The 15,226-nt window shown below is 68.5% G+C and carries 13 protein-coding genes; 6 read left to right on the top strand and 7 right to left on the bottom strand.

Annotation, left to right across the window (positions count from 1 at the left end; translation table 11 throughout):
- Positions 1-161: 161 nt before the first annotated feature.
- Positions 162-1,052 (bottom strand): GTP cyclohydrolase FolE2, encoded by an 891-nt coding sequence (gene folE2, locus PotMrB4_RS27910; protein WP_172435009.1) that lies wholly within the window; start codon positions 1,050-1,052, stop codon positions 162-164.
- Positions 1,053-1,127: 75 nt separating this feature from the next.
- Here folE2 and dksA point away from each other — a divergent pair, with 75 nt between their 5' ends.
- From dksA to PotMrB4_RS27895, 3 genes are read left to right on the top strand one after another with little or no spacing between them, the layout of a single operon-like run.
- Positions 1,128-1,544, top strand: coding sequence for an RNA polymerase-binding protein DksA (dksA, locus tag PotMrB4_RS27905; RefSeq protein WP_107331849.1), 417 nt, complete (start codon positions 1,128-1,130; stop codon positions 1,542-1,544).
- Between the two features lie 32 nt (positions 1,545-1,576).
- On the top strand, positions 1,577-2,782 hold the full coding sequence (zigA, locus tag PotMrB4_RS27900; RefSeq protein WP_172435008.1) for a zinc metallochaperone GTPase ZigA: 1,206 nt from the start codon (positions 1,577-1,579) through the stop codon (positions 2,780-2,782).
- The gene (locus tag PotMrB4_RS27895; protein ID WP_172435007.1) at positions 2,782-3,426 is read left to right on the top strand and encodes a DUF1826 domain-containing protein; all 645 of its coding nucleotides are present in this window, start codon (positions 2,782-2,784) and stop codon (positions 3,424-3,426) included. The genes zigA and PotMrB4_RS27895 overlap by 1 nt, the downstream gene beginning before the upstream one ends.
- 149 nt (positions 3,427-3,575) lie before the next feature.
- Here the strand turns inward: PotMrB4_RS27895 and PotMrB4_RS27890 are convergent, their stop codons facing one another.
- The gene (locus PotMrB4_RS27890; protein WP_044409936.1) at positions 3,576-3,962 is read right to left on the bottom strand and encodes a hypothetical protein; all 387 of its coding nucleotides are present in this window, start codon (positions 3,960-3,962) and stop codon (positions 3,576-3,578) included.
- Positions 3,963-4,201: 239 nt separating this feature from the next.
- Between PotMrB4_RS27890 and PotMrB4_RS27885 the strand changes: the two genes are divergently transcribed.
- Positions 4,202-5,170, top strand: a complete 969-nt coding sequence (locus tag PotMrB4_RS27885) for a CobW family GTP-binding protein (RefSeq protein ID WP_172435006.1) — start codon at positions 4,202-4,204, stop codon at positions 5,168-5,170.
- 432 nt (positions 5,171-5,602) lie between these two features.
- On the opposite strand, the gene PotMrB4_RS27880 is transcribed toward PotMrB4_RS27885, so the two are convergent.
- The 3 genes from PotMrB4_RS27880 to PotMrB4_RS27870 all read right to left on the bottom strand — a co-directional run bounded on the left by PotMrB4_RS27880 (position 5,603) and on the right by PotMrB4_RS27870 (position 11,638).
- A complete protein-coding gene (locus tag PotMrB4_RS27880; protein ID WP_044409934.1) occupies positions 5,603-6,910 on the bottom strand; it encodes an MFS transporter in 1,308 nt (435 codons plus the stop codon).
- A gap of 1,693 nt (positions 6,911-8,603) precedes the next feature.
- A complete protein-coding gene (locus tag PotMrB4_RS27875) occupies positions 8,604-9,950 on the bottom strand; it encodes a sigma-54-dependent transcriptional regulator (protein ID WP_044409931.1) in 1,347 nt (448 codons plus the stop codon).
- Complete coding sequence (locus PotMrB4_RS27870; RefSeq protein ID WP_172435169.1) at positions 9,947-11,638, bottom strand: ATP-binding protein; 1,692 nt, start codon at positions 11,636-11,638, stop codon at positions 9,947-9,949. The genes PotMrB4_RS27875 and PotMrB4_RS27870 overlap by 4 nt, the downstream gene beginning before the upstream one ends.
- 236 nt (positions 11,639-11,874) lie before the next feature.
- Here PotMrB4_RS27870 and PotMrB4_RS27865 point away from each other — a divergent pair, with 236 nt between their 5' ends.
- Both PotMrB4_RS27865 and PotMrB4_RS27860 read left to right on the top strand, forming a co-directional pair.
- Positions 11,875-12,753, top strand: coding sequence for an alpha/beta fold hydrolase (locus PotMrB4_RS27865; protein ID WP_142013333.1), 879 nt, complete (start codon positions 11,875-11,877; stop codon positions 12,751-12,753).
- On the top strand, positions 12,750-13,121 hold the full coding sequence (locus tag PotMrB4_RS27860) for a DUF7079 family protein (protein WP_172435005.1): 372 nt from the start codon (positions 12,750-12,752) through the stop codon (positions 13,119-13,121). Before PotMrB4_RS27865 ends, PotMrB4_RS27860 begins: the two co-directional genes overlap by 4 nt.
- Positions 13,122-13,131: 10 nt before the next feature.
- Here the strand turns inward: PotMrB4_RS27860 and PotMrB4_RS27855 are convergent, their stop codons facing one another.
- Both PotMrB4_RS27855 and PotMrB4_RS27850 read right to left on the bottom strand, forming a co-directional pair.
- On the bottom strand, positions 13,132-13,545 hold the full coding sequence (locus PotMrB4_RS27855) for a DUF3301 domain-containing protein (protein WP_107330294.1): 414 nt from the start codon (positions 13,543-13,545) through the stop codon (positions 13,132-13,134).
- A gap of 46 nt (positions 13,546-13,591) precedes the next feature.
- Positions 13,592-15,166 (bottom strand): GGDEF domain-containing protein, encoded by a 1,575-nt coding sequence (locus PotMrB4_RS27850; protein WP_172435004.1) that lies wholly within the window; start codon positions 15,164-15,166, stop codon positions 13,592-13,594.
- Between the last annotated feature and the right edge of the window lie 60 nt (positions 15,167-15,226).

Genomic DNA, 15,226 nt, shown 5'->3' with positions numbered 1-15,226 from the left:
TATCGTGGCAAGCGCCGGATAACCCGGAGATGAGGCGCTGATTACAATTCCGTAATCCGCCCGCCATGGGGACAGGGGCAGCAGAGAGACTCAGGCCGGGCGCAATGCCACGGCCTGGGAGCGGGAAGGGCAGTTGGAGGGGGCCGGGCGGGGAAGGGGGCTCAGGTCCAGAGCCAGTGGATTTCCGCCACGGCGTCGTGGGCGTGCAGGCTCTCCTCGTGCTCCACACGCACCTTGAATGCAGCCAGGTCCGGCAGCGCCCGCAGGGGCTCGGCCAGGCGCCGCGCGGCGTCCTCGCAGAACATCAGATTGTGGCCATTGGCCAGCGCAAAGGCCTGCTCGTCGGCGCGCTTCACGGCAGTCTGCAGCGCCGTGCCCAGGGCGGCTTCGCAGCGGTCCACCAGCTCGATCCAGTCCGGCGCCTGCAGCGGGTCCGCCTGGCGCAGCCACAGCCTCGCCTTGCTGCGCTGGCTGTGGGGCGTGGCGGGCATGGCCGCTTCGCTGCCCAGCCATTCATGCAGGGCTTCCCAGGTGGGTGCCTGCCCGGCGAAGCGTTCGCTGAAGGCACGCTGGGTCATCTGCCGTGACAGCGCCGCCGAGCACGGGCAGGTGGAGGAGTAGCCCAGTTCCAGCATGAGTTCCACGTGAAACCCCCGTGGATCCAGGCTCAGCGCGATTTCGAAGGGGTAGGCCTTGTGCCCCGACAGCGGGCTGACCAGCGCCGGACGCTTGAGCAGCAACTCGCCAGCCACACGCAGGTGTGCCGAGAGGGACAGGCCCTGGTGGCTGTCGAGGAAGTGCTGCAGCAGCGCCTGCAGGGCGGGAAGGGTCAGCTCCTCGCCGGCCAGGGCCTCCAGCGCCAGGTACAGCCGCGACATGTGGATGCCGCGTACGCCTGGGGTGTCGAGGCTGACGCTGGCTTCCACCCGCGCCTGCACGGCTTGCCCGGCCACCTGTAACGGCAAACGGATGCCGGCCATGCCGACGCGGTCCAGCGGGGCGAGGGTGGCCTGGGTCTGGCTGGCCACGTCGGGCAGGGAGAGGTCGTTCATCGTCGGGCTCGGCTTGCGGGGAATTCGATATGTTATGTTATAACACTTGAAAATCAAGCCACCCTTGCCGAAGCCATGCACCTCATCACCAGCGAAGACGACCTGCTCAGCCAACCGGACGAGCAGTACATGGACGACGCCCAGCAAGCCTTCTTCCAGCACCTGCTGGAGGCCCAGCGGGACGACCTGCGTACGCGCATCGACAACGAGATGAACGAGCTGCGGGAGATCGAGCCCGCCAGCGACGAGGTGGACGTGGCCGCCCGCGAAGAGCAGCGCCAGTGGCAACTGCGCCGCCTGGAACGGGAAAAGAAGCTGCTGGACAAGATCGACAGCGCCCTGGACCGCCTCGCCCGTGGCGAGTACGGCTGGTGCCGGGAGACCGGCGAGCCGATCGGCCTGCGCCGCCTGCTGCTGCGGCCCACCGCCGAGCTGTGCATCGAGGCCAAGGAGCGCGAAGAGCGTCGCGAACGGCACCTGCGCGACGCCTGAACCCACAACCGTGCCCTGAAGAGGATTCCGCCATGCAAGAGCGTCTTCCCGTCACCGTGCTGTCCGGCTTCCTGGGAGCCGGCAAGAGCACCCTGCTCAACCAGATCCTGAAGAACCGCGAGAACCTGCGGGTCGCCGTGATTGTCAACGACATGAGCGAGATCAACATCGACGGCAGCGAGGTCCAGCGCGACGTCAGCCTCAACCGGGGCGAAGAGCGCCTGGTGGAGATGAGCAACGGCTGCATCTGCTGCACCCTGCGCGAGGACCTGCTGGAGGAAGTCGGCCGGCTGGCCCGCGAAGGCCGCTTCGACTACCTGCTGATCGAGTCCACCGGCATCTCCGAACCCTTGCCCGTGGCCGAGACCTTCACCTTCCTGGACGAGGACGGGCGCGGCCTGTCCGACGTCGCCCGCCTCGACACCCTGGTCACAGTGGTGGACGGGGTGAACTTCCTGCGCGACTTCCACCAAGCCGAGAGCCTGGCCAGCCGTGGCGAAACCCTGGGTGAGGACGACGAGCGCTCCATCACCGACCTGCTGATTGACCAGGTGGAGTTCGCCGACGTCATCCTCATCAGCAAGATCGACCTCATCAGCCAGGCCGAGCGCGAGGAGCTCACCGCCATCCTCCAGCGGCTCAATACCGAGGCGGAGATCCTGCCCATGAGCATGGGCCGCGTACCGCTGGACAAGGTGCTCAACACCGGCCGCTTCGACTTCGAGCGGGCCGCCCGCGCGCCGGGCTGGCTCAAGGAACTGCGCGGCGAGCACCAGCCGGAGACCGAAGCCTACGGCATCGCCTCCAGCGCCTACCGGGCGCGGCGGCCTTTCCACCCCGAGCGCTTCCACGCCTTCCTCAACCGCGAGTGGCGCAACGGCCGGCTGCTGCGCTCCAAGGGCTTCTTCTGGCTGGCCAGCGCCTGGCGCGAGGCCGGCAGCTGGTCCCAGGCCGGTGGCCTGATGCGCTACGGCCATGCCGGGCGCTGGTGGCGCTTCGTCCCGCGTGAACAGTGGCCCCAGGACGAGGAAGGCCTGGAAGCGATCTTCAAGCACTGGGACCCCCAGGTGGGCGACTGCCGCCAGGAACTGGTGTTCATCGGCCAGGGCATCGACTTCGAGCGCCTGCATGCCGAGCTGGACGACTGCCTGCTGGACGATGCCGAGATGGCCCAGGGCGTCGAAGGCTGGTCGCGCCTGCCCGATCCCTTCGGCGGCCTGGTCGGGGAGGCGGCCTGATGGAAGCCCTGGCCCTGCGCCCGCCGCCCCGTGCGGCCATCGGCGACAACCCGGCGGTGCTGGGCGAAGCCCTGCGGGACGAGGTCAACCTCGCCGTCTGGGAGCGCCAGCTGCCCCTGCACATCAGCGACTACGCCCGCTGCCTGCTGGGGCTCGGGGAACCCTTGAGCGAGTCCCTGACCCTGGAGCTGTCGGACCCGGAGGCGCCCCTCGACCTGAGCAACCTGGCCCGGCGCTTCGCCGACATCGACGGCCATGCCGGCTTCCTCGCCGACGTGGCCTGGCTGGTGCGCGCCTTCGCCTGCCTGCTGGATGCCCGGCGCATCGGCCTGCGCCTGCGGCGCCTGGACCGCGCCATGTGCCCGCGCTACCACGTCGACCACGTGCCCCTGCGGCTGATCACCACCTACGCCGGGGCCGGCAGCCACTGGCTGCAGGAAGGCCAGATGCCCCGCAGCCGCCTGGGCGACCCCGCCGCCGAGCCTGCCGCCGTGCCCGCCGGGCAGACCCTGGCGGCCGGCCATGTGGCGTTGTTCAAGGGCGAGAAGTGGCTGGGCAACGAGGGGCGCGGGGTTATCCACAGGTCGCCGGACGTCCTTCCGGGCGAGGCGCGGTTGCTGTTGACGCTGGATTGGTTGGCCTGAGCGGCAGGTGTGGTTGTGCTCGATGGGGTGGGGCGGCAGGTGCCGGGCCTGCCGGTGCTTATCCACAGGTCAAAAAAAGGGCCACCCGAAGGTGGCCCTGCATCACCGAGGCCCTGCCGGCTGGGCCGGCCTGGGCGAGGTACCCGAGGCTATTTCACCGCCTGGCTGTTACCGGCTGATGACGACGGGCTTTCCCAGGTGCCTTTGCCCTGGCCCTCGCAGAACGGCTTGAGGTAGCGCGCGTCGCTGGCGACGCCGTAGTAGTAGAGGTCCTGGCGGTAGGCGATGTTGCTGACCTGGCTGTTGCGGCAGACGCCGAAGGCTCCTTCGGGGCACTGCTCGGCGTAGCTCACCTCCACCTTCTGGCCCGGCATCTCCGGCTTGCAGAAGCCGTCGCGGAACAACTGGGAGGGAATGCTGCGGTTGGCCTGGCAGACCTTCACGTCCAGCCGGTCGCTCTGGCTGTGGACAATGCAGGCTTCCGCCAGGGCCTGGGACGAGGCGAGCAGCAGCAGGGGCAGCAGGAACACACGCATGAAACACCGACCGGGATCGTTGAGATGCGCGACTCTATCACGCCTTCAGGACACCTCTAAAAACTACCTGCGTTGTCATCGCAGCGTTAAAAACAGGCTCGTGCGCGAGTCCGATCAATATGCTCATTACCGCGCGTAAACTGCGCTTTTCGCCTGTTTTTGCCTTGCGCTGACGGCCTCGCCTACGTTTTTAAAGGCGTCCTGTTATTCACAGACTGTGACACCGCACCATGGCATCCATGCTGACCCACATCCCCACCCATCTGGTGGCTGGCCCTCTCGGTGCCGGCAAGACCAGCCTGATCCGCCACCTGCTGGCCCAACGCCCCATGGGCGAACGCTGGGCGGTGCTCATCAACGAATTCGGCCAGGTCGGCCTGGATGCCGCGCTGCTGGAGACCGGTGAGGACGGTATCAGCCTGGCCGAAGTGGCCGGCGGCTGCCTCTGCTGCGTCAACGGCGCGCCCTTCCAGGTCGGGCTCGGGCGCCTGCTGCGCAAGGCGCGGCCGGACCGGCTGTTCATCGAACCGTCCGGGCTGGGCCACCCGGCGGAGCTGCGTCGGCAGCTCGTTGCGGCGCCCTGGACCGAGGTGCTGGCCCTGCAGCCCACCCTGGTGGTGCTGGATGCCCAGGCCCTGGCCCGGGGCGAGCCGCTGCCCGCCAGCCAGCAGGCGGCACTGGAAGGTGCCGGGCTGCTGGTGCTGAACAAGGCCGAGGGCCTGCAAGCCGACGTTCGACAGCGCATCGCCCAGGCCCTGCCGGCGGTGCCCCAGTGCTGGACCGAACAGGGCCAGCTGCCGCTGGAACGCCTGCCCGGCCTGGCGGCGCGCGCCGGCGCGGCTGTGGATAACCTCGCGCTGCCCAGTGCCCCGCCGTCTTTGCCGACCCTGTGGACAGACCCCACCCGACCCCTCTGCCAGGCGGGTGGCCAGGGGGAGGGTTGGAGCATCGGCTGGCGCTGGCACCCGTCCCAGCGCTTCGACCCGGAGCACCTGGCCGCCTGGCTCCAGGGCCTGGACTGGCGCCGCGCCAAGCTGGTTATCCACAGCGCGCAAGGCTGGGTCTCGGCCAACGCCCTGGACGGCGCCCCGCTGCACTGGCGCCCCAGTGAGTGGCGGCGGGATTCGCGGCTGGAGCTGATCTTCAGCGAGCCGCAGGAGGAGGCCGCCCTCTCGGCGGGGCTGGAGGCCTGTCGGTTGCGGGAGTGATGCCTCTCCAGCACTTGAGAGGGAGCTAGGCTGATTATCGAGTTCTGCTGGTGTTTTCTGTTTCGCCCTCCCGGGCGAGCCCCTTTTGGCAGTCGCCCCAAAAGGAGCCAAAAAGGCTTGCCCCTGCATACGGCCCGACTACGTCGGGTCCCCTCGCTACATCGTCGTTCTAGGGGCACGCGCTGACGGGCCATCCCTGGCCCGGCAGCGCTCTCGCGACATCCATGTCGCTCAACCCCTTCCACGACGATTCCGCTCGGCCTCCTGAAGGGGCACTGTCCCCGCCCAACCTCTCAAGCCAAGCACTGGTTCTATGTGCGCCCGGACGTAGAGCGCGAGGCGTGCAGAAACGAAAACGGGCCCTTGCGGGCCCGTCTGCGGAATAAAACGGCTACGGCACACCGCAGCCAGGGCCAGGGCGGCCCAAGGGAATCAGTCGTCGTTCATGCGCGAGTGGGTGCGGGTGTCCTTCATGAACAGGTACACCATCAGCGAGCAGGCGATGCAGGCGGTCACGTACCAGTAGAAGCCGCTCTCCATGCCGATGCTCTTGAACCACAGCGCGATGTACTCGGCGGTGCCGCCGAAGATGGACACGGTCAGCGCGTAGGGCAGGCCCACGCCCAGGGCGCGGATCTCGGTGGGGAACAGCTCGGCCTTCACCACGGCGTTGATCGAGGTGTAGCCGCTGACGATCACCAGCGCCGCCATGATCAGGAAGAACGCGCCCCACCAGGTCTCGATGGTGTGCAGGGTGCTGAGGATCGGGTAGGTGAACAGGGTGCCCAGCACGCCGAAGGCGATCAGGATCGGGCGCCGGCCGATCTTGTCCGAGAGCGCGCCGACGATGGGCTGCAGCAGCATGAACAGGAACAGCGTGGCGGCCGAGATCATGGTCGAGTCGTCCTTGCTCATGCCCACGGTGTTGACCAGGTACTTCTGCATGTAGGTGGTGTAGGTGTAGAAGGCCAGGGTCCCGCCCATGGTCAGGCCGACCACGGTCAGCACTTCCTTGGGGTGGCGCATCAGGGTGCGCAGCAGGCTTTCCTTGGGCTTGTCCTTCTTCTGGGTGAAGGAGTCGGTCTCCTCCATGCCGCGACGCAGGAACATCGCCACCACGGCGCAGGCCGCGCCGATGAAGAAGGGTACGCGCCAGCCCCAGCTGTCCAGCTGCTCGGTGGTCAGGGTCTGCTGCAGCACGATCAGCACCGCCAGGGCGATGAGCTGGCCGGAGATCAGCGTCACGTACTGGAAGCTGGAGTAGAAGCCGCGCTGCTCCTTGGTGGCCATCTCCGACAGGTAGGTGGCGGAGGTGCCGTATTCACCACCCACCGAGAGGCCCTGCAGCAGGCGGGCGATCACGAGCAGGATGGGCGCGGCGATGCCGATGCTCTCGTAGCTGGGGGTCAGGGCGATGATCAGCGAGCCGAAGCACATCAGCAGCACCGAGGCCAGCAGGGCAGCCTTGCGGCCCTTGCGGTCGGCGTAGATGCCCATCAGCCAGCCGCCGATGGGGCGCATCAGGAAGCCCACGGCGAAGATCGCGGCGGTGTTCAGCAGCTGGGCGGTCAGGTCGCCCTGGGGGAAGAAGGCCTTGGCGAAGTACAGCGAGAAGGCGGCGTAGACGTACCAGTCGTACCACTCCACCAGGTTGCCCACCGAGCCGCTGAAGATCGACTTGATGCGCTGGGATGTGGTGCGGGTTGCTGCTGAGGCAGTCAGGGTGCTGGAGCTTTCCATCGTGGTTCCTCGAGTCGTTGTTGTTGTGTGCACGGACTGGCCGGGCTTGGACAGGCCCCATAGCAGGACCTGTGCCAGGCACCGGAGGCCGCGCCGTTGCTGGGTTTCGGCTCAATGGAGGGGGATCGCTGCGCGGAATCCCGCCGATGCCGGAACGGGCGATGAGCGGGTTCTTGCCTAGTGCCCGGTGCTGGTGTGCGCATGCCTTCGGCATGGCTTCCGGGCACCACGCCGCACATGGGGGGCGCCAGGGGCAGGTGTTCATCCCCGATTCCGGTGGAGCACAGCGTGGACAAGCTGTGGGCAGCTTCCCGTGTGCCCCGTCATCCGTGGCTTTCAGGCATTCGATCAGGATTTGCACAGGGCAGGGCCTGTGGATGGGCTTCCGCGCTGTGGGCGACTGTCCCCAAATGGCGTGGATGAGCCTGTGGAAAAGCTGTAGCCACCCCGCCAGAGGCCAGGCTGTACGCTGTCTGTGGAGGTTTGATCACTTAATGTCCAACGGGATAAGTGAGCGGATACGGCCTGTTGGGTATCGTCCCCAATTCCCGTGGACGGTACTGTGTACAAGTTGTGGATAGATCGACAAAGCCAAGTATTGATGGGGCTTTCAGGCGTTCGTACAGATTCTGATCAGTCGCTGGGCCCTGCCATGCGCCGGTTTTCCGCGGCTGTGAACTGTGGACAAAACCGCTGCATGATCCCCACCTGTCCCCAAACGCCGGGGATGAGCCTGTGGACAAGCTGTAGCCAGACCGTCGGAGGCCTGATTTGGCGGGGCTTTTGGCGTTTAGGTCGTTTTTTGATCGATGTGCGGGCTCTCCAGTCGTGTGGAAAAGGCCCTGCGCCGGCGGCCTTGCTGCCCACATTGCCCCCAGTATCCGGGGAAGACCCTGTGGAAAAACTGTACGCACCTGTCTGCTACCCACGGCTGGCGGGCTGTTCAGCCAATTGATCATTAATTGAGCCCTTGCTGGCTGGGCGGTGCAGGCATCTGGCGTGTGCCGGACAGGCCGGGCCGGAGCGGCAGTCGGCCTGTCAGAAGGGGCGTTCTCCCTGCTATCCACACCGTCCCCAATAATGGTGGAAGGGCCTGTGTACAAGCTGTCTGTACCTCGCTGAAGGCCAGGGATTGCAAGGCCTCCAAGGGTTTGTACGAATTCTGAGCGATTGCCCGGGCACGCCGCAGGCAGCGGTGGTGTTTGCCTGTTCATCACGCTATCAACAGTCCCCAGATCAGGTGGAGCAGCCTGTTGATAAGCTGTGCTCACTTACTTGCAGGCCTTTATTCATAAGGCTTTCGTCGATTTGATCGCGTTTTGACCAGGGGCGCGAGGACGATTGGATGCACACAGCGAGCGACGCACTGGCGGTACTGTCCACAATTGTCCCCGCTTAAAGGGGAAAAATCTGTGGATAAACTGTTTTCAGTTGTGCACAGGCCGTGTCGGGTACGGCACGGAGCAAACTGTACATTTACTGATCATGTTTTTCGTAAGGCCCCGCCATACAAGGGATTTTGCGGAGTGAAGGGGGTGCGGGGTGTGGAAAAGCCCCGTCTGGGAGCTGTCCCCAGATAGCGTGTATCAACCTGTTGAAAAGCTGTGTCCACAGTGCTGAAGGCCCCGATTGACGGGGCCTTTGGCGTTCAGGTGGATTTATGACCACAGGGCCGGAAGGCCCTGTGGATGGCTCAGTCGTCTTCGCCGGGGAGGAAGTCGCCACGGGCCAGGCCGTGGCGTTGCATCTTCTCGTTGAGGGTGCGGCGCGGCAGTTGCAGCAGCGCCATCACCGCCTTGATGTCGCCCTTGCTGCGGGCCAGGGCCTGGCGCAGGCATTGCGCCTCGTAGGCTTCCATCAGCTCGGCCAGGGACGGCGCGCTGTCCTCGCGGGGGGCGTCCAGCGGCGCGGCCAGCCCCAGCACGTGGCGCTCGGCGGCGTTGCCCAGCTCGCGCACGTTGCCGGGCCAGTCGTGGGCCAGCAGGTGCGCCAGCTCGGCCGGGGTGAGGTTCGGCACCGGGCGCTGCAGGCGTTCGCCGGCCAGGGCGGCGAAGTGTTCGAACAGCAGGGGAATGTCCTCGCGGCGGTCCCGCAGCGGCGGCAGCTGCAGCTCGGCGACGTTCAGGCGGTAGAGCAGGTCTTCGCGGAAGCGCCCGGCGCGCACTTCGTCGCGCAGGTCCGGCTTGGTGGCTGCCACCACCCGCACGTCGATGCGGATGCTCTGGTTGGAGCCCAGGCGCTCCAGTTGCTGCTCCTGCAGGACCCGCAGCAGCTTCACCTGCTGGGCCAGGGGCATGCTTTCGATCTCGTCGAGGAACAGGGTGCCGCCGTTGGCGTGCTCCAGCTTGCCGATGCGCTTGCCCTGGGCGCCGGTGAAGGCGCCGCTCTCATGGCCGAACAGCTCGCTCTCGAAGAGGTTCTCGGGGATGGCGGCGCAGTTGAGCGCGACGAAGGGCCGTTCCGCGCGCGGGCCGAAGTCGTGCAGGCAGCGCGCGACGAGTTCCTTGCCGCTGCCGGTGTCGCCCCGCAGCAGGACGTTCACCGGGGTCTGCGCGAGGTCCAGCACCTGTTTGCGCAGGTGCAGGATGGGCCGGGAGATGCCCAGCAGGCGGCCGTCCAGTTGCGCGCGGCTGTCCGCCTGCTGGCGCAGGCGGCGGTTCTCCTGCTGCAGGCGGCGCTTCTCCAGCGCGCGCTTGAGGCTGCCCAGCAGGCGCTCGGGGGTGAAGGGCTTCTCGATGAAGTCATAGGCGCCCAGGCGCATGGCCTCCACCGCCTGGGGCACGTCGCCGTGGCCGGTCACCAGCAGGAAGGGCAGGTCGCGGTCGCGGGCCTGGACCGCTTCCAGCAGGGCCAGGCCGTCCATGCCCGGCATGCGCAGGTCGCTGACCACCACGCCGGGGAAGTCCGGTTCCAGGGCGTGCAGGCACTCGGCGGCGCTGGCGCACAGGCGCACGGCGAAGCCGGAGAGTTCCAGCCATTCGCGCACGGCTTCGCGGATGGCGGCTTCGTCGTCGACGAAGATCACGTGGGGGGAGGTCATGCTCGCTCCTCGGGGGGGCTGGCCGGCAGGCTGAGGCGGAACACCGCGCCGGGGCCACGGTTTTCCGCAGACAGGCGCCCGCCCAGTTCATGGACGATGGCGTAGGACACGGCCAGGCCGAGGCCCAGGCCGTCGCCCACCGGTTTGGTGGTGAAGAAGGGGTCGAAGACCTGGGGCAGGACCTCGGCGGGGATGCCGCCGCCGTTGTCGGCGACCTCGAGGCACCAGTGCTCGCCGTCGCGTCGCAGGCTGATCTCCACCTTTGGCGAAGCCTGGTCGTCGACGGCATCCAGGGCGTTGCGCAGCAGGTTGACCAGCACCTGTTCCAGGCGGATGGCGTCGCCCTGGACCCAGGCCGGCTGTTCCAGGCGCTGGACGATGTGGGCGTCGCTGTCGCGCAGGCGCGGGGCGAGCAGTTGCAGGGCCTTGCCCACGACGTCGCCGAGTTCCAGGGTTTCCCGCAGGCCGCCGGGGGTGCGGCGGGCGTAGGTCTTGAGGTGGCCGGTGAGGGCGGCCATGCGCCGCAGCAGCTCGTCGAGGCGGTCGAGGGCCTTGCGCGCCGGGTCCAGCTGGCCGTTGTCCAGCATCAGGCGCAGGCTGCCCAGGTGCATGTGCAGGGCGGTCAGCGGCTGGTTGATCTCGTGGGCGAGGGCGGCCGACATCTGCCCCAGGGCGGCCAGCTTGGCGGCCTGCACCAGGCCGTCCTGGGCGGTGCGCAGGTCGGCGGTGCGCTGCTCCACCAGGCGCTCCAGCTCCTCGCGGCTCTGCTGGCGCAGGCGCGCCAGGCGCCAGCGCTGCTGCAGGAACAGGCCGAGGAAGAACAGCGCCGCCCACACCCCGCCGGCGGCCAGGCTGGCGGTACGGGCGCTGCTGGCGGCGCCCTGGGGGCGGTGCAGCAGGTGCAGGGTCCAGCCCTCGCTGGGCAGCGCCTCGGATTCCCAGAGGTAGTCCTGTTCGCCGTCCGGGCCGTTGACCCGCACCAGGCGGCTGCCCTCGCCGAAGTCCTCGCGGGTCTGGTGCTCCAGGGGCACCAGGGGCTTCTTGTCGTACTGCCGGGTGGCGGCCAGCTCGGCACGCTGCCCTGCGTCCAGCGGCGCCAGCTCGCGGTAGCGCCAGGCCGGCTGGTTGGCGATGAAGACGATGCCCTTGGCGTCGCTCACCAGGATCACGTCGGGGCGTTCGCGCCACTGCTGCTCCAGCTCGGGGAACTCCAGCTTGACCACGATGGCGCCGAGGAAGCGCCCGGCATCGTCGTGAATGGCGTGGGAGAGGAAGTAGCCGGGGATGCCGCTGACCACGCCCACGGCGTAGAAGCGTCCGGTGCCCTGGGTGCGGGTTTCCAGGAAGTAGGGGCGGAAACCGTAGTTGTGGCCGACGTAGCTGGTGGGCAGGCGCCAGTTGCTGGCGGCGATGGCCAGGCCGTCTTCGCGCATCAGCTCCAGGGTGGAGGAGTGGGCGGCGCCGTTGATGCGTTCCAGCTTGAGGTTGAGCTGCCGTTGCAGGTCGTCGGTCAGCGGTGCCTGCAGCGCCTGGCGCAGCTCCGGGTCCAGGGCCAGCACGGCGGGCAGGGCGCGGTAGCGCTCGATCAGGGTGCTCAGGGCGCTGCGGTAGAGGCCGAGCTGGGCGCCGGCCTGGAGGCCTTCCTCGCGCAGTGCGGCGTACTCGGCCTGGCGCCCGGCCTGGTGCATCGACAGCAGCAGGCCGATGACGAACAGCAGGGTCAGCGGGACGATGCGCGGGGGCAGGCTGGGCACGGGCGGGTCCGGGGTGGTGCAGGGGGCTGCGACGATAGCACGAGCGGGGCGGCGGCGGCCTGTGGATAACCCCTGGAGCCCGGAGCCGGCGGGTCGGCACGGGTATCCACAGGCTGCCGGTGGGCGGCATCCGGCGATACACTGCGCGCTTCCCGTTGCGAGCCTGTCCCATGTCGTTGATCGCCTGGTCCCATTCCACGTCCGCCGGTTTCACCCTGCGTGGCTGGCACAGCCCGCCCAGCGGCCGGCCGCTGCTGCACTTCCTGCACGGCAACGGTTTCTGCACCCGCGCCTATGCGCCGATGCTGGCGCGCCTGGAGGCGCACTTCGACCTCTGGCTGTGCGACCTGCAGGGTCACGGCGAGAGCGATCACGGTGGGCGTTTCCTGGGCTGGAACCGCAACGCGGAGCTGGCCGTGGAGGCGTTCGAGGCCGGTCGCGGGCGCTTCGGCGAGGTGCCGCGCCTGGCCCTGGGGCACAGCTTCGGGGGTGTGCTCACCAGCCTGGTGCTGGCCCGCCATCCCGCGCTGTTCCAGCGTGCAGTGCTGCTGGACCCGGTGATCTTCACCCCGGCGATGATCGGGGTGATGGCCTTCAGCGAGGTGCTCGGCCTGCACCGGCGCACCACCCTGGCCAAGCGCGCCCGGGCCCGACGCCACCAGTGGAGTGACCGCGAGGCGGCTTTCAAGGCGCTGCAGGGGCGCGGCATCTTCCGTGGCTGGCGCGACGATGCCCTGGCGGCCTACGTGGACCATGCGATCAAGGCGGTGGAGGGCGGCGTCGAGCTGAAGTGCCGCCCCAGCCGCGAGGCCGAGGTGTTCAGCTCCTGCCCGAAACGCCTCTGGCCGTCGCTGGCACGCATCGCCACGCCGACCCTGATCCTCCACGGAGAGGCCAGCTACCCCTTCGTCGCCCGTTCGGTGGCGCGGCTCTGTGCCCTCAACGGCCACGTCAGCGCCCAGGTGGTGGAGGGCGGCCACTGCTTCATGCAGGAAGACCCGGACGCCGCCGCCGAGCGGGTGGCGGACTTCCTCGGGCGCGGCCTGTGAGCGACCCGCGCCGCGAGGCGGTCTGGCTGGCGCTCTCGGAGCTGTGGCTGGACACCGAGCTGGACGCGGGCGACCTGCTGCGGCTGGCGCGCTGCCTGCACGAGAGCGGTTATCCACAGGCCGAGCTGGAGGCGATCTACGCGCTGGAAGTGGCGCCCGCCGTCTGGCTCAACGCCTGGAGCGTGGCGGGGGTGTGGCAGGGGTTCGATCCCGACTGGCTGTTCGAGCGCTGCCGGCATAACCAGGCGCGGCGGGCGCGGCTCGGCTTCCGCCTGGGCTGCCGGCTGCTGCGCGGCGCCATGACCGGCGCCACGCGGGCGGACTGGAGCGGGGTTATCCACAGGCTGGAGGGGCTCGGCGAGGGCTGAGCCCGGCGGGTCATTCCACCTGGCGCTGCTCGTCCTGGCGCGGGTGGTTGCGGCGCCAGGTGTCCAGCTGGATGACGTTGCTGGCGACCACTTCCGGCTCGCGCGGGGCCTGGAAGGGGTGCGGGTCCATCTCGATGCGCCCCAGGTGGTTGCCGAACATCTGCACCGTGCCGGTCAGGCGCTGCTCGCCGGTGACGGTGAATTCGAAGCCATAGATGCGCGCCAGGCGCCGGTGGCCCTTGGCATCGCGGACGATGGCCATGCGCTGCAGGGCGACGTTGCCGTCCAGCAGGTCCACGTCGAAACGGGCGCAGTGTTGTTTCACCAGCACCAGGGCGCGCTCGCGCACACCGTGGCCGCGCCAGAGCCAGGCGGCGCCGGCGGCAAGCAGCAGGAACAGGAAGACATCGGCCAGACTGATCATGATCACTCCCCTCGGATGCGCTGAAGCTTAACCCATCCGTGGCCGATCAGAAGGCCAGCTCGAGGCGGTTGCGACCCTGCTGCTTGGCCCGATAAAGCGCCTGGTCGGCCGCCTCCTGGAGGGCCTCCAGACCTCGCTCCGCCGGGGCTTCGGCCAGGCCGATGCTGACGCTGACGGCCAGCGCCTGGCCGTCGATTTCGATGCGCAGCTGCTCCACGGCCTCACGCAACCGTTCAAGAAAACGACGGGCGGCATCGGCCGGGGTGTCGGGCAGCAGGAAGACGAATTCCTCGCCGCCGACCCGGGCGAACACGTCGGTGCTGCGGGCGGCCGCCTGGCAGAGGCGGCTGAAGGCCTGTAGCACCTGGTCGCCAGCGGCGTGGCCATGCTGGTCGTTGATGCGCTTGAAATGATCGATGTCGAGCATCGCCAGGCACAACGGCTGGCCCTGGCGCAGGGCCCGCAGGCGCTCCTGCTCGGCGCGGGCGTCGAAGGCCCGGCGGTTCAGGGCGCCGGTCAGCGGGTCGGTGGTGGCCTGCAGGCGCAGGCGTTCCTCCAGGGCCTTGCGGTGGCTGACGTCGCGGATCTCCATCAGCCGCTGATGGTCGTCCAGCACCGTCACCGAGCACTCGACGGCGAGCAGGGTGCCGTCCTGGCGCTGCACGGCGAAGTCGCGCGGAGTGCCGTCGGCCTCCGTCAGCAGGCGCTCCAGCGCAGCCTGCTCGCTGGCCGGGAACAGCGCCTGGGGCGTGCGCTCGCGCAGGCCGTCGCGGGGCAGGCCGAACAGGCTGTCGAGGGCCGGGTTGCTGTCCTGGATGCGGCCGTCCTGCAGCACCATCAGGCCGACGCTGGTCAGGCCCATCAGGCGCTCGAAGCGCTGGGCGCCGGCCTCGGCCTGCTCGGCGTGGCGCTGGCTGTCGAGGAGGATGCGGCGCATGGTCATCAGCGCCAGGCCCACCAGGGCGATGACCCACAGCGGGATGCCGAAGTTGTAGGGCAGCAGGTAGGCCACCGAGCGGGTCACGTCGGGGTGCTCCACCGCGTTCAGCCAGTCGTGCACGGCGATGCCGCCCCGCAGCAGGGTGACCAGGGCGTAGCCCAGCAGCACCACGCCGACGCCGGCACACACCCCGCGCAGCTGGGGTTCGCGCGGGTGGCGCAGCAGGGCGCTGGCGGCCTGCAGGGGCAGCGCCCCGCCGATGGCGGCATAGACGGCGATCAGCAGCTCGCTGTTGAGCGGTGCCACCCACCAGTGCCAGCTGTTGAAGGCGGCCATCAGCCCGGCGCTGGCCGGCACCGTCCAGACCGGCAACGGCCGGCCGAGGAAGCGGAACACCCCGAGCATCAGCACCGCCTCACCAGCCAGCTGGGTGGCGTTGCCGAGGACGTTGAGCACGCGGTTGCCGGTGGCGACGAAGACGAAGAAGGCGAGGATGCCGAGGATCAGCAGCCAGGCGCCGGCCGCCCAGAAGCCGGGACCGCGATAGGGGCGCGAGACGTACCAGAGCCCGGTGCAGGCCAGGGCGCTGCCCAGCATCAGGTTGAGCCCGAGCAGCATGGGCGAAAAATACAGGGATTCCATGGTGACGGTGGGTGCCGGCAGGTTGGAGAATCCTGCCATTATGGCCGGCGAACCGAGCCCGCACCTCCTGGCATTCGATCCACCCCGACCCGAAGGACC

This window comes from Metapseudomonas otitidis, from assembly GCF_011397855.1.
GTDB lineage: Bacteria > Pseudomonadota > Gammaproteobacteria > Pseudomonadales > Pseudomonadaceae > Metapseudomonas > Metapseudomonas otitidis.
Note: the sequence above shows the minus strand (reverse complement) of the source record. Positions and strands in the feature narration are given on the sequence as shown.